A 13,029-nucleotide genomic window follows, 5' to 3' on the forward strand; every position below is an offset into this window, starting at 1 on the left:
TCTGGCGAGGTTACTGCGCTGTTTATTCTTCCAGAAAGAGTTGCAACAGCTCATTCAAAAAGCGCTGCCCCAGCGCGGTGGGGGCAATCAGCTCGGGCGTGCGGGTGATCAGCCCGCGCTGCTCGGCCTGCTGCAGGGCCGGTTCCACCGTGCTCAGAGCTTGCCCTGTCATGGTGGTAAATAGCATGGGGTCAAAACCTTCAGTCAGGCGCAGGGCATTCATCATGAATTCAAAGCCGAGGTCAGACCGGTCCAGCAGACGTTCTTCCTCAATGTGGCCGGTTTCTGCCACGGCTTTCATGTAAGCATTGGGTTGCTTGATGCGGGATTGCCGCAGAATGCGGTCGTGAAAGCTCAGCTTGCTGTGAGCGCCCGCACCTATGCCCAGATAATCCCCAAACACCCAGTAATTCAGGTTATGCCGACAACGCTTGCCCGCTTTGCCAAAGGCCGAGGTTTCGTAATGGCTGTAGCCATGTTCTGCCAGCAGATGCTCGATGGCTTCCTGCATGGTGGCGCTGGTGTCATCGTCGGGCAGAGCCGGTGGCTTGTAGTAAAACGGGGTGTTGGGTTCCAGTGTCAGGTGATAAGCGGAGATGTGCGTGGGGCCTAACGCAATGGCGGTGCGCATATCCTGCAGCGCTTCTTCCAGCGTTTGTTCCGGCAGGGCGTACATTAAATCCAGATTGACGTTGCCGAAAATCTTGATGGCGTGCTCGGCGGCGTATTGCGCTTCTTCGCTGTTATGTATGCGCCCCAAGGCCTGCAAATGGCGCGGATTAAAACTTTGTATACCAATCGAAATGCGGTTGACCCCAGCATCACGGTAGCCTGCAAAGCGTTCCGCTTCAAAAGTACCAGGGTTGGCTTCCAGCGTGATTTCCGCTTCGTATTCCAGCGGTGTGAGCATGCGCACATGACTGAGAATGCGGTCTATGGACTCCGCACTGAACAGGCTGGGCGTGCCACCACCAAAAAAGATGCTGCGTACCTTGCGGCCCCATACCAGCGGCGTGGCTTGCTCAAGGTCGGCAATCAGCGCATCAACATAGGTACTTTCCGGGATAGGGTTGCGCGACTCATGTGAATTGAAATCGCAATAAGGGCATTTGCGCACGCACCAGGGGATATGGATATACAGGCTGAGTGGTGGCGGATTGCGCAGGCCGCTGCTGGTGAGCTGGCCGACCAGCGGATTTTCAGTCACCGGGGCAGGCGCAATCGGAATGATGGGTATCATGCGGCGCGGATAAGCGCTAAGCTTTGTTGTACGGATTGATCAGGCTGTCGACCAGCTGGTGCAAGGCATCACGCATCTGCTGCTCGGAGACTTCCATCAACAGGCCGTCCTCCAGCGCATCCTGCGCAATCTGTTTCAGCTCGTCAAAATTCTCGGTCATCACCTTCACTTTTTCAGTGCAGGAGACCACGCTGTTGTCATCACGTACCCATTTGGGCCAGTCGTTGCTACTCATGTTGCCAATCTCTCCAGCCTATGCAGCAAGCGGGCCATGGCCTGGCCTCGATGGCTGATGCGGCTCTTAATATCCAGGGGTAATTCGGCGACGGTCTTGCCGGTTTTGGCATCCAGAAACAAAGGGTCATAGCCGAAGCCATCTTCGCCGCGCAATGAGTCCAGTATCTCGCCTTGCCATACGCCTTCGGCAATCAGTGGTTCCGGGTCGTCAGCATGCCGCACCAGCACGATCACACAATAAAAATGCGCCTGCCGCTGGGTGAGACCCTGCATAACCTCCAGCAGTTTCGCATTATTACGGGCATCTGATTTTGGTTCACCGGCATAACGCGCTGACAGCACGCCAGGCGCACCCTGCAGGGCATCCACGCACAGGCCGGAATCATCGGCCAGCGCGGGCAATCCGGTATGGCGGCTGGCATGGCGCGCCTTGGTCAACGCATTTTCAATAAACGTGCAGTAGGGTTCTTCCGCTTCCGGCACATTGAGGGCGGATTGCGGGATGATTTCCAGGTCGAGCGGCGCCAGCAGATGGCGGATCTCACGCAGCTTGCCGGCGTTACCGCTGGCGATGACCAGTTGGTTGAATGGCAGCGCCATATTACAAGCCCAGCGCCTTGGTTTGCAGGGTGGTCAGCTCGCGTATGCCTGCGGCGGCGAGGTCCAGCATGCGATCCATATCGGCACGCTGAAACGGCACACCTTCAGCCGTGCCCTGAATTTCCACGTAGCCGCCGCTGCCTGTCATCACGACATTCATGTCGGTATCACAGTCGGAATCTTCAATGTAGTCGAGGTCCAGCACAGGTGTGCCCTGGTAAACGCCGACCGACACAGCGGCGACGGAATCGAGCAAAGGCGATTCGCTGATCAGGCCCTGCGCCAGCAAACGGCTGATGGCATCATGCAGGGCAACATACGCGCCGGTGATGCTGGCGGTGCGGGTGCCGCCGTCAGCCTGAATCACATCACAGTCTATCTGTATGCTGCGCTCGCCCAGTTTTTCCAGATCGATGATGGCGCGCAGGGAGCGGCCAATCAGGCGCTGAATTTCTTGTGTGCGCCCACTCTGCTTGCCGCGTGCCGCTTCGCGGTCCATGCGGCTGCCGGTAGAGCGGGGCAGCATGCCGTACTCTGCGGTTACCCAGCCCTGATTTTTGCCGCGCAAAAAACCGGGTACTTTTTCGTCCACGCTGGCGGTACACAGCACATGGGTATCGCCAAATTTGACGAGTACCGAGCCCTCGGCATGCTTGGTGTAGTGCCGGATGATTTCAATGGGGCGTAGCTGGTGGGTTTCTCGCTGGCTGGGGCGCATGATGGTTTCGCTCTGTCAAAACCCTGATTATAAGCCAGTCATGGGGAATTCAATAATGCCGGGTTCCACGTGAAACGGCGCCACCCGGCAGGTGACTAGCCGCGTGATTTGCTAATGGCGGCCTGTATCTCGGCAATGGCCAGGTCTATCTGCGCTTCGCTGAGCTCGACATCTTCTGCCTGGCCTGCGCTTTCGGTCACCGGGTTCAGAATGGTGGTGATGGCACCCATCGCCATATCATGAGAAGACAGCATCAGCTCGGCTTGGCCCAGACGCAGCCCGATGGCACTGGCATTGTCACCTTCACTGCCATTTTGCTCCTCGGCAGTTTCCAGCATCCTGGGAATGGCAATGTCGACCGGATGCTGGTAAATCATCTCGGCCATCTGTTCTTCGCTCAAGCCTGACCACAGGCCATCCGAGCACAGCAGCAGAATGTCGCCATCCATCAGCTTGCGCGGGGGGGTCAGCTCGATTTTGGGCGTATGGCTACTGCCCAGGCAGTTATAGATTTTGTGACGCTCCGGATGACGCGCCATCTCATCGCGATGCAGCAAGCCCTGGCGAAACATCTTTTGCACCACGGAGTGATCCTCTGTGTGGTAAATGCTGCGCCCGCTGCGGAAATGATAAAGGCGGGAGTCGCCCACATGGGCGGTGTACAGACGATGCTGCTGAATAATGGCGGCCACGATGGTAGTGCATGGTGCCTCGAGCATATGCTGGGTGTGCTTGAGTTGATGCAGGGCCTGATGAATGATCTGGATTTGCTCCATCAGGTAACGTCCGGGATGCGGTAGCAGGTCTACCGCTCTTTTTTTGAAATCCTCGGTCAGGGTTTTGACGGCCATGCGAGCGGCCACTTCACCGTGGCGATGGCCACCCATGCCATCGGCCAGCACCATCAGCACGGCATCGCGGCTGTAAGCATAGGCCAGCCGGTCCTGATTATGTGCGCGCGGCCCTTTGCGGCTGCTTTGGTAAATGCTGAATTTCATGTGTCTGGCCGCAAGTACTGACGCAGCTTGTCCATCAGGCCGGCTTTGGCGACTGGCGCACTGGGGATATTGTCCGCCAGCATTTTTTGCAGGGTCAGCACGCTTTGCGGGCGTTGCATGTGGTCCAGTGCCAGGCAGCGATCAATAATTTCCAGCAGTGCCGGCGAGTAATGGGCTTTGCCCAGGCGGACGGCGGGGATGAGTTTATCCTCCTTGCGGCGGGCATCGGCGGCGGGTGGCGTGCCACGGCTGATACAGGCATACATGCTGGCGCCCACGCTGTAGATATCGCTCCATGGCCCCAGCAGGGTCTTGTCTAAGTATTGCTCGGGGGAGGCAAAGCCCGGCGTGTAACTGGGCGGCAGGCTGGGCTGGGTGGCGGACAATGTTTGCCGGGCCGAGCCGAAATCCAGCAGCACAGGCGAGCCATCGAGCCGGATATAGATGTTGGCGGGCTTGATGTCCAGATGCAACAGCTTGCGGGCATGCACTTCACGCAGGCCATTCAGCAGCTCGCAGAAAACGCGACGGATGAAATTTTCCCCCAAGGGTTGCGACTGGTTGAGGATGGAAGCCTGCAGGGATTTGCCACGCTCGTATTGCATGACCATGTAAACGGTATCGTTGGCGCGGAAAAAATTCAGCACCCGCACTATATTGCGGTGTTCGATGGTAGCGAGTGCTCGCCCTTCCTCAAAAAAGCATTTGAGGCCGTGCTTGAAATTGGTAGAGGCGGCGGCGGAGTTGATCTGCACTTTGCTGCCTTCGCTGCGCAAGGCGAGGCCTGTAGGAAGATACTCCTTGATGGCGACGGTATTCTTGCTGGCATCCTCGGCCAGGTAGACCACGCTGAAGCCACCCGCGCTCAGAACCTTCTTGATGACATAGTCCTGTAGCGGGTGTCCAATGGGGAGAGACTGGTTTTGCGTAGCCTGCATACTGAACGATACATCCCAAGTGTCGGCCGTGGCATGAATAAAAAATGCGCATCATCATCAGAAAACCATGTGCCGCCGCGGCGAGGCACCAGCTTATTTTGGCATGAATCCGGCGGGATTTGATACCATGCCCCAACTTTAAAATCTTCATCTCCCCCAGGAATTTTCCATGACATTCAGTATGACCGGATTTGCCTCGCTGGAGCGCGAGGTCAGCGGCGGTACCCTCATTATCGAGTTGCGCTCTGTCAATCATCGCTATCTTGAATTGCACATGAAGCTGGATGACAGTCTGCGCAGTTTTGAGCCCATGGCACGCGAACTGATCGCGGCCCATCTCGGGCGTGGCAAGGTGGAATGCCGCATGAGCCTGATGCGCAGCCAGGATGCTGCCAAAAAAGCCGAGATTGATGTCAGCATCGTGCAGCAACTGGCCAAGCTGTCAGCCGATGTACAGCAGCACATGCCTGCCAGCGCACCGTTGACCGTAGCTGATATTCTGCGCTGGCCCGGTGTGGTGATGAGCGATGGCATCGATACGGCTGCGCTGGGGGATCAGGTCAGGGCGATTCTGGAGCAGGTGTTGCAGGACATGAGCGCCGCACGGGCACGTGAAGGTGCCAAGCTGGCCGCGGTGATCCGCGAGCGCCTGGCCGAGATGGAGCGCGAAGTTGCCCAGGTCAAGCCGCTGCTGCCATTGCAGATCAAGGCATATCAGGAGCGCCTTGTCGCCAAGCTGCAGGAGGCGCTGAAATCGGTGGACGAAGAGCGCGTGCGGCAGGAGTTGGTGCTATTCGCACAACGTGTGGATGTGGACGAGGAGCTCACACGCCTCACCGCGCATATTGAAGAGGTGAAGCGCATTCTCGGGGCCAAGGGCGCCGCCGGCAAGCGTCTGGATTTCCTGATGCAGGAGCTGAATCGCGAAGCGAATACGCTGGGTTCCAAGTCGGTCTCAACCGAAGTATCGCAAACCGCGATGGCGCTCAAAGTATTGATTGAACAGATGCGTGAACAGATTCAAAATATCGAGTAATCACATTTGAAAGGGCAGCGCGGAAACGGGCAGCCCATCTTGCAATCGCCGCCAGCCGGCGCAGACCATTTAAAAGAAATCACGAGCATGACAGGCAATCTATTTATCATCACCGCAGCTTCTGGCGCGGGCAAAACCAGTCTGGTGCGCGAATTGCTGGCGTCAGACAGCCAGATCCAGCTATCGGTGTCGTACACCACCCGCAAGCCGCGACCAGGCGAGATGGACGGGGTGCATTATCACTTTGTGGAAGAGGCTGAATTCATGCGCATGCTGGAAGCCAGCGACTTTCTGGAAAGTGCGCATGTGCATGGTGCGCGCTATGGGACATCGCAAAGCCGGGTGGAAAGCGTGTTGAAGCAAGGCAATGACCTGATTCTGGAGATTGACTGGCAGGGCGCTGCCCAGGTGCGCAGTCTTTACCCGCAGGCCATCAGCATTTTTATTTTGCCACCCTCGCTGGAGGCACTGGAGCAGCGCCTGCACGGCCGTGGACAGGATAGCGCCGAAGTGATTGCCCGTCGACTGGCGGCTGCTCGCGATGAGATGCGCCATGTGGTCGAGTTCGACTATGTTACAATTAACGACGATTTTGAGGTGGCGCTAAATGATCTGCGCGCCATCATCCGCACCCAGCGTTTGCAGCGCGAAAAGCAGTTGCTGCGGCACCAGGATCTGCTGGAAAAACTCATATAGATCATACGGAGGAATAACACATGGCTCGCATGACAGTAGATGATTGTCTCGAAAAAATCCCTAATCGCTTTCAACTGACGCTGGTAGCAGCGTACCGTTCGCGCCAATTGGCCAACGGCTCGGAACCTTTGGTCAATACCCATGGCCAGAAGGACAAGCCCACAGTGCTGGCATTGCGCGAAATCGCATCCGGCAAGGTCGGTCTGGAAGTGCTGAACCGCGGCCAAGCCTAAGTTCAACATCCGGTGCTAGATGCACCGAAGATCAAGCAAGGCGCTGTTTGAAGGCATTATGTGTGTTCAATCGGTGCCTTGTTTTTTTGGTAAAACCCTTTAGAAGCTTATGGATAGTCACAGGTGGTTGAGTCAGCATGCCTAAATTGGTAGCCAAACGTCCAGCAGAGTCGCTGAAACATGTGGCAGCCCCCCTATTGCCCGCCGATAGCGAAGATTCGCTACTGACGCAGCGCTTGCGGGTTTACCTCAAGCCCGAAGATATTGAACAGGTCTGGGCGGCGTATCGCTTCAGCGATATGGCGCATACCGGCCAGCTGCGCAAGAGCGGCGAGCCGTATATCACGCACCCGGTGTCGGTGGCCTGCATCCTGGCCGAGCTGCATATGGATGTGCCCACGCTGGTTGCCGCATTGTTACACGATGTGGTGGAAGATACCGGTGTCACCACCCAGGAGGTGAGTGAGCGCTTTGGCAAGCAGGTAGCCGAGCTGGTGGATGGTCTCTCCAAGCTGGACAAGATCAAGTTCAGTACCGAGACCGAAGCTCAGGCGGAAAATTTCCGCAAGATGCTGCTGGCGATGTCGCAAGACGTGCGCGTCATTCTGGTCAAGCTTGCCGACCGCCTGCACAACATGAGTACGCTGGGGGTGATGACCCCGGAAAAACGCCGTCGCACTGCGCGCGAAACCCTGGAAATTTATGCGCCCATTGCCAATCGCCTGGGGCTGAATGCCATTTATCAGGAGCTCGAAGATCTCAGCTTCAAGCATTTGTACCCCATGCGCTATTCGGTCATCTCCAAGGCGATCCTGGCTGCGCGCGGCAATCGCAAGGAAGTCGTCGGCAAGATCCTGGATGCCATACGCGAGCGCCTGGGCGAGATGCACATAGAAGCCGAGGTGACGGGGCGCGAAAAGCATCTTTATAGTATTTACCGCAAGATGACCGGTAAAACTGTGACCTTTTCGCAGATATATGACATTTATGGCTTCCGCATCATCGTCAAAGATCTGTCCAGCTGCTATCTGGCGCTGGGGGTGTTGCATGGTCTCTACAAGCCTATCCCAGGCAAGTTCAAGGATTACATCGCCATCCCCAAGGCCAATGGCTACCAGTCGCTGCACACCACGCTGTTTGGCCCGTTTGGCACACCGATTGAAGTGCAGATACGCAGTCGCGAGATGCATAACATTGCTGATGCGGGCGTAGCGGCCCACTGGCTGTACAAAACCACTGACGCGCATCTGACCGAACTGCAGCAGCAGACCCACCAATGGTTGCAGCGCTTGCTGGATATCCAGAGCGAAAGCACGGACTCGCTGGAGTTTCTCGAGCACTTCAAGGTCGATCTGTTCCCGGATGAGGTGTATGTATTTACGCCCAAGGGCAAGATCATGGCGCTGCCTAAAGGCGCGACGGCGGTGGACTTTGCCTACGCCGTGCATACGGATATTGGTAACCGCTGCGTGGCCGTCAAGATCAACCAGGAACTGGCGCCGCTACGTACCGAGCTGCATAACGGTGATCATGTGGAGATCATCACCGCTGCCCATGCGCACCCCAACCCCGCCTGGCTCAATTATGTTGCCACCGGCAAGGCGCGGGCGCATATCCGCCATTTTCTCAAGTCCTTGCAGACAACCGAATCCGCCCATCTTGGTGAGCGCTTGCTCAACCAGGCCTTGCGCGCGTTGCATGCGGATGTCGCGAAGATCGACGACACGCATTGGCAGAAACTGCTGCGCGATTATGGCGCCAAGAACAAGGAAGAAATTCTCACCGATATTGGCCTGGGCAAGCGGCTGAATGTCATGGTCGCGCATCAACTGCTGGCGATGAGCGAAGAGCAGGGCGAGCGCCATGCCAAGCATACCAACAAACCGCTGGGCACCATCACCATACGCGGTTCCGAGGGCATGGCGGTGCAGTTCGCCCAATGCTGCCGCCCGATACCTGGTGACCCCATCCTTGGCTTTATCAACAAGGACAAGGGACTGGTCATTCATACGCACGATTGCCCGGCCATTCGCAAATTCCGTGTCGACCCTGAAAAATGGCTGGATGTCGAATGGGATCCGGATGGCAAGCGCCTGTTCAATGTGAATCTGAAGCTGGTGGTCGCCAATCAGCGCGGCATGCTTGCACAGATCGCATCTACCATCGCCGAGGCGGGCTCCAATATTGACCATGTCAGCATGGAAGAGTCAGACAGCAGCGCCTATACCAATATGCATTTTACCGTGCAGGTGGAAAATCGCGTGCACCTGGCCGAGTTGATGCGGCGTATCCGCAAGATTCCTGACGTGGTGCGCATCAATCGCGTCAAGGGTGCCGGAACCGAGCAGCGCATACAGTAGGCTCGGCTACATCACGCAAACCTAATATCCTGAAAACCAAGACCTGAGGAAAACCATGGCAAAAAAGATCATCCATACCGACCACGCTCCTAAAGCGATTGGCACTTACTCGCAGGCGGTTGCCGTCAATGGCACCGTTTACCTGTCAGGGCAGATTGGCCTGGACCCCGCCAGCATGGAGCTGGTAGAGGGGATTGAAGCACAGGTGCATCGTGTATTCACCAACCTCAAGGCCGTGGCTGAAGCGGCTGGTGGTTCTCTGGCGGATGTCGTGAAACTGAATATTTTTCTGACCGATCTCGGTCACTTTGCCCTGGTTAATTCCATCATGTCTGAATATTTCAGCGAGCCTTATCCTGCGCGTGCTGCCGTTGGCGTCGCCACACTGCCACGTGGTGCGCTGGTGGAAGCCGATGCCGTCATGGTGCTCGCCTGAGTTATTAATTTTTCCGCTGGCAAGGATAGTCTCTGAAACCGCTGCAAGACCTCAAGGGCATCACGCAGCCGGTGCTAAACGGGCTGCGCAAGCTTGGCATTCATAGTATTGAAGACTTGCTCCTCCACCTGCCCCTGCGCTATGTGGATGAAACGCGCGTAACGCCGATTCGCGACCTGCGGCTCGGCGAGCAGGCGCAGGTCGAAGGCGAGATTATTCATGCCGAAGTCCAGTACAAACCCCGTAAAGCCCTGATTGCAAGATTGCAGGATGCCAGTGGCATCCTGACCTTGCGCTTTCTCAATTTTTATCCCAGTCAGATTGCGGCGCTGAAAGAAGGCAACCGTTTGCGCGCACTGGGTGAAGTGAGGAATGGCTTTTTCGGTTATGAAATGGTGCACCCGCAATGCAAGCCGGTGCGAGAAGGGGCTGCGGTCAAGCAGACCTTGACGCCGGTCTATCCGACCACGGCAGGCTTGTCACAGCCTTCGCTGCGGAAATGGATAGGGCGCGCCCTTGAGACGGCCAGCCATGATGAACTCCTGCCGGCCAAGGTGTATCAGGGCAAAGCCTGGCCTGATTTTCAGCAAAGCCTGCTGCAGTTGCACTATCCGCCGCCCGATGCTGATCAGCATGCCCTGCAGGAAAAAACTACCCCCGCCTGGCAACGCCTCGCATTTGACGAGCTGCTGGCTCAGCAGATTTCCATGCGCAAGCATTACGCCCGTCGTCGTGGTCTGGGCGCGCCTGCCATGCCGCCTTCCAAAAAGCTGGTTTCCGCATTATTGAAATCCCTGCCGTTTGGCCTGACAGCAGCCCAGCAGCGCGTATTCTCCGATATTCAGCACGATCTTGGCCGCAGTTATCCCATGCAGCGCCTGTTGCAAGGCGATGTCGGTAGCGGCAAGACCATTGTGGCGGCCATGGCTGCCTTGCAGGCGATTGAGCATGGCTGGCAAGCGGCCATCATGGCGCCTACCGAGATTCTCGCCGAGCAGCATTTCAATAAGCTGAATACCTGGCTGCAAAATCTGGCGGCTGGCGCGGCTCCGGTGCGCGTGGTCTGGGTGGCTGGCAGCCAGGGCAAAAAGGCGAGAGCAGAGGCACTGGCCGCGATTGCCAGTGGCGAGGCGCAACTGGTGATCGGCACCCATGCCGTGTTTCAGGACCAGGTACAGTTTGCCAGGCTTGGCCTCGTGGTGGTGGATGAGCAGCATCGTTTTGGTGTGCAGCAACGCCTGGCGCTGCGGCAGAAGGGCGCACAGCCGCATCAGCTGATGATGAGTGCCACGCCGATACCGCGTACGCTTTCCATGAGCTATTTTGCCGATCTGGATGTGTCAGTGATTGATGAGTTGCCGCCCGGGAGAACCCCGGTGGTGACCAAGCTGGTATCCGATGCGCGCCGTGAAGAAGTCTTCGAGCGGGTGCGTGCAGCTTGCAGTCAGGGCAGGCAGGCCTATTGGGTTTGCCCGCTTATTGAAGAAAGTGAAGCCTTGCAGTTGCAGACGGCGGTGGATACGCATATCGCTTTGCAAGAGGTGTTTCCCGAGTTGCAGGTGGGGTTGGTGCATGGCCGCATGAAGCCGGCCGACAAGCAGGCCGTCATGCAAGCGTTTGCTGCCAATCAAATCCATTTGCTGGTGGCGACGACGGTGATTGAAGTCGGGGTGGATGTGCCGAATGCCAGCCTGATGGTGATAGAGCACGCCGAACGCATGGGGCTTTCGCAATTGCATCAGTTGCGTGGGCGGGTAGGGCGGGGGGCCGCCAGTAGTGCCTGCATTCTGCTTTACCAGACGCCGTTGTCGGAAACGGCGCGTGCGCGCCTCAAGATTATTTATGAATCGAGTGATGGGTTCGAAATTGCCCAGGCCGACTTGCACTTGCGGGGGCCGGGCGAGTTCATGGGCATCCGGCAGAGTGGTACCCCCATGCTGAAGATTGCCGACTTGGAAAGAGATGCCGGGTTGCTGGAGGAAGCTCAGGCCATGGCTGACTGGTTATTGCAAAAGCATCCCCAAGCAGCCGAAGCGCATTTGCAGCGTTGGCTGCATCAGGCGCAAGAATTGGTCAAAGTGTGATTGAGCCTGCGATAATAGCGCCGTGAGAATTGTCCGCGCCTTCCCCCAACAACGTCAGCACTGGTTGCGCCAACCGATGGGCAGCGGCGCCTATCGCTCCTGGCTGGTGGAGACGGCATCCCTGACACAACGCCTGCAATCCCGTTCGACAACATTCGCCGTTCATACGCTTGGCCTGAGGCAGGCAATGCCTGCTCCGGAAGATGCCGTGTTACTGGGTATCCCTTCACGGCGTGCTTCCCTGATGCGAAACGTACATTTGCTTTGCAATGGCGAGCCAGCCGTCTATGCGTTCAGTGTGTTGCCACAATCCAGTTTGCGCGGCGCCTGGCGTGGTCTCGGGCGATTGGGGAACCGTTCGCTGGGCTCCATGCTGTTTTCCAATCCCCGGGTGAGCCGTGCGCCATTAAGTTATCGCAAACTGACAGCGCAGCATGCGCTATACAGGCAGGCTGTGGCGCATTTGCACAATAAACCGGCCTACGTGTGGGCAAGGCGCTCGGTCTTTCATCTTGAGTGTTCCGCCATTCTGGTCACGGAAGTTTTTTTACCCTCGGTCTTAACCTTATGAACTGGCTAGTGAAGAAGAGTAGCGCCTACTGGCGATTGACGCGCATGGATAAACCCATCGGCATCCTGCTGCTGCTGTGGCCCACGCTCTGGGCGCTGTGGCTCGCCAGTGCCGGTAAACCAGACCTGAAAGTATTAGCGGTGTTTGTATTGGGTACGGTGCTGATGCGGGCCGCTGGCTGTGTCATGAACGATATGGCGGATCGCAATTTTGATGGGCATGTCGCACGCACGCGCCATCGCCCCTTGGCGACGGGGGAGGTCAGTGTTAAAGAGGCATTGTTGCTGGCGATGATATTAAGCCTGATCGCTTTCGCATTAGTCATGCAATTAAACAAGCTGACGGTGCTTCTGTCTTTCCCGGCCCTGTTCCTGGCGGCCAGCTATCCATTGACCAAGCGTGTGATTGCGATTCCCCAGGCCTATCTTGGCGTGGCCTTTGGTTTTGGCATTCCCATGGCATATGCCGCACAGACGGGTAGCATCCCTGGTATCGCCTGGTTTCTGCTGCTGGGAAACGTGTTCTGGGCCATCGCTTATGATACGGAATACGCCATGGTGGATCGGGCGGATGACCTGAAGATCGGTATCCGTTCTTCGGCTATCTTTTTTGGTCCTAGGGATGTGGCGGCCATTATGCTATCGTACGGAGTCTTGCTGGGAGTATTGCTCCTTACGGGTCTTCATTATGGCCTGGACTGGCCTTATTATCTCGGTTTGATCATTGCCGCCATGCTCGCGGTTTACCACTACCTGCTCATTCGTGAGCGTCAACCAGCACGCTGCTTCAAGGCGTTTTTGCATAATAACTGGTTGGGTGCGGTGGTGTTTTTCGGGCTGGCTGCAAGTTATGCTCTTCATTTTTCGTCATAAAACCGCTAGC

14 protein-coding genes are annotated in these 13,029 nt (G+C 56.9%); 8 read left to right on the plus strand and 6 right to left on the minus strand.

The window, feature by feature from the left end:
* Positions 1-22: 22 nt before the first annotated feature.
* The 6 genes from hemW to MPQ_RS00230 form a co-directional block, all read right to left on the minus strand.
* Positions 23-1,240, minus strand: a complete 1,218-nt coding sequence (gene hemW / locus MPQ_RS00205; RefSeq protein ID WP_013440869.1) for a radical SAM family heme chaperone HemW — start codon at positions 1,238-1,240, stop codon at positions 23-25.
* Between the two features lie 16 nt (positions 1,241-1,256).
* On the minus strand, positions 1,257-1,475 hold the full coding sequence (locus MPQ_RS00210; RefSeq protein ID WP_013440870.1) for a hypothetical protein: 219 nt from the start codon (positions 1,473-1,475) through the stop codon (positions 1,257-1,259).
* Positions 1,472-2,077, minus strand: a complete 606-nt coding sequence (gene rdgB / locus MPQ_RS00215) for an RdgB/HAM1 family non-canonical purine NTP pyrophosphatase (protein ID WP_013440871.1) — start codon at positions 2,075-2,077, stop codon at positions 1,472-1,474. The genes MPQ_RS00210 and rdgB overlap by 4 nt, the downstream gene beginning before the upstream one ends.
* A 1-nt stretch (position 2,078) precedes the next feature.
* Positions 2,079-2,795, minus strand: coding sequence for a ribonuclease PH (rph, locus tag MPQ_RS00220; RefSeq protein ID WP_013440872.1), 717 nt, complete (start codon positions 2,793-2,795; stop codon positions 2,079-2,081).
* Positions 2,796-2,890: 95 nt separating this feature from the next.
* Positions 2,891-3,793, minus strand: a complete 903-nt coding sequence (locus MPQ_RS00225) for a PP2C family serine/threonine-protein phosphatase (RefSeq protein WP_013440873.1) — start codon at positions 3,791-3,793, stop codon at positions 2,891-2,893.
* Positions 3,790-4,731, minus strand: a complete 942-nt coding sequence (locus MPQ_RS00230) for a serine/threonine-protein kinase (protein ID WP_013440874.1) — start codon at positions 4,729-4,731, stop codon at positions 3,790-3,792. The genes MPQ_RS00225 and MPQ_RS00230 overlap by 4 nt, the downstream gene beginning before the upstream one ends.
* Positions 4,732-4,900: 169 nt before the next feature.
* On the opposite strand from MPQ_RS00230, the gene MPQ_RS00235 reads away from it, so the two are divergent.
* The 8 genes from MPQ_RS00235 to ubiA all read left to right on the plus strand — a co-directional run bounded on the left by MPQ_RS00235 (position 4,901) and on the right by ubiA (position 13,019).
* Entirely contained in the window at positions 4,901-5,767 is an 867-nt protein-coding gene (locus tag MPQ_RS00235) for a YicC/YloC family endoribonuclease (protein WP_013440875.1), read from the plus strand.
* A gap of 87 nt (positions 5,768-5,854) precedes the next feature.
* On the plus strand, positions 5,855-6,463 hold the full coding sequence (gene gmk, locus MPQ_RS00240) for a guanylate kinase (protein WP_013440876.1): 609 nt from the start codon (positions 5,855-5,857) through the stop codon (positions 6,461-6,463).
* Positions 6,464-6,483: 20 nt separating this feature from the next.
* Positions 6,484-6,696 carry a DNA-directed RNA polymerase subunit omega gene (rpoZ, locus tag MPQ_RS00245; protein ID WP_013440877.1) on the plus strand — a complete coding sequence of 71 codons (213 nt, stop codon included), beginning with the start codon at positions 6,484-6,486 and terminating at the stop codon, positions 6,694-6,696.
* Positions 6,697-6,833: 137 nt separating this feature from the next.
* Positions 6,834-9,056 (plus strand): bifunctional (p)ppGpp synthetase/guanosine-3',5'-bis(diphosphate) 3'-pyrophosphohydrolase, encoded by a 2,223-nt coding sequence (locus MPQ_RS00250; RefSeq protein ID WP_013440878.1) that lies wholly within the window; start codon positions 6,834-6,836, stop codon positions 9,054-9,056.
* Between the two features lie 55 nt (positions 9,057-9,111).
* Positions 9,112-9,492: a RidA family protein gene (locus MPQ_RS00255; protein ID WP_013440879.1), complete on the plus strand. Its 381-nt coding sequence runs from the start codon at positions 9,112-9,114 to the stop codon at positions 9,490-9,492.
* A 32-nt stretch (positions 9,493-9,524) separates the two neighbouring features.
* Complete coding sequence (gene recG / locus MPQ_RS00260; protein WP_041361894.1) at positions 9,525-11,576, plus strand: ATP-dependent DNA helicase RecG; 2,052 nt, start codon at positions 9,525-9,527, stop codon at positions 11,574-11,576.
* A 22-nt stretch (positions 11,577-11,598) separates the two neighbouring features.
* A complete protein-coding gene (locus MPQ_RS00265) occupies positions 11,599-12,147 on the plus strand; it encodes a chorismate lyase (protein ID WP_148225243.1) in 549 nt (182 codons plus the stop codon).
* On the plus strand, positions 12,144-13,019 hold the full coding sequence (ubiA, locus tag MPQ_RS00270) for a 4-hydroxybenzoate octaprenyltransferase (RefSeq protein WP_015829098.1): 876 nt from the start codon (positions 12,144-12,146) through the stop codon (positions 13,017-13,019). Before MPQ_RS00265 ends, ubiA begins: the two co-directional genes overlap by 4 nt.
* Positions 13,020-13,029 lie beyond the last annotated feature (10 nt).

This window comes from Methylovorus sp. MP688, assembly GCF_000183115.1.
Lineage (GTDB): Bacteria > Pseudomonadota > Gammaproteobacteria > Burkholderiales > Methylophilaceae > Methylovorus > Methylovorus glucosotrophus.

Excerpts from the sequence above, each read along its gene's own strand:
- hemW (WP_013440869.1), bottom strand. The coding sequence starts at position 1,240 with ATGATACCCATCATTCCGATTGCGCCTGCCCCGGTGACTGAAAATCCG.
- MPQ_RS00210 (WP_013440870.1), bottom strand. The coding sequence starts at position 1,475 with ATGAGTAGCAACGACTGGCCCAAATGGGTACGTGATGACAACAGCGTG.
- rdgB (WP_013440871.1), bottom strand. The coding sequence starts at position 2,077 with ATGGCGCTGCCATTCAACCAACTGGTCATCGCCAGCGGTAACGCCGGC.
- rph (WP_013440872.1), bottom strand. The coding sequence starts at position 2,795 with ATGCGCCCCAGCCAGCGAGAAACCCACCAGCTACGCCCCATTGAAATC.
- MPQ_RS00225 (WP_013440873.1), bottom strand. The coding sequence starts at position 3,793 with ATGAAATTCAGCATTTACCAAAGCAGCCGCAAAGGGCCGCGCGCACAT.
- MPQ_RS00230 (WP_013440874.1), bottom strand. The coding sequence starts at position 4,731 with ATGCAGGCTACGCAAAACCAGTCTCTCCCCATTGGACACCCGCTACAG.
- MPQ_RS00235 (WP_013440875.1), top strand. The coding sequence starts at position 4,901 with ATGACATTCAGTATGACCGGATTTGCCTCGCTGGAGCGCGAGGTCAGC.
- gmk (WP_013440876.1), top strand. The coding sequence starts at position 5,855 with ATGACAGGCAATCTATTTATCATCACCGCAGCTTCTGGCGCGGGCAAA.
- rpoZ (WP_013440877.1), top strand. The coding sequence starts at position 6,484 with ATGGCTCGCATGACAGTAGATGATTGTCTCGAAAAAATCCCTAATCGC.
- MPQ_RS00250 (WP_013440878.1), top strand. The coding sequence starts at position 6,834 with ATGCCTAAATTGGTAGCCAAACGTCCAGCAGAGTCGCTGAAACATGTG.
- MPQ_RS00255 (WP_013440879.1), top strand. The coding sequence starts at position 9,112 with ATGGCAAAAAAGATCATCCATACCGACCACGCTCCTAAAGCGATTGGC.
- ubiA (WP_015829098.1), top strand. The coding sequence starts at position 12,144 with ATGAACTGGCTAGTGAAGAAGAGTAGCGCCTACTGGCGATTGACGCGC.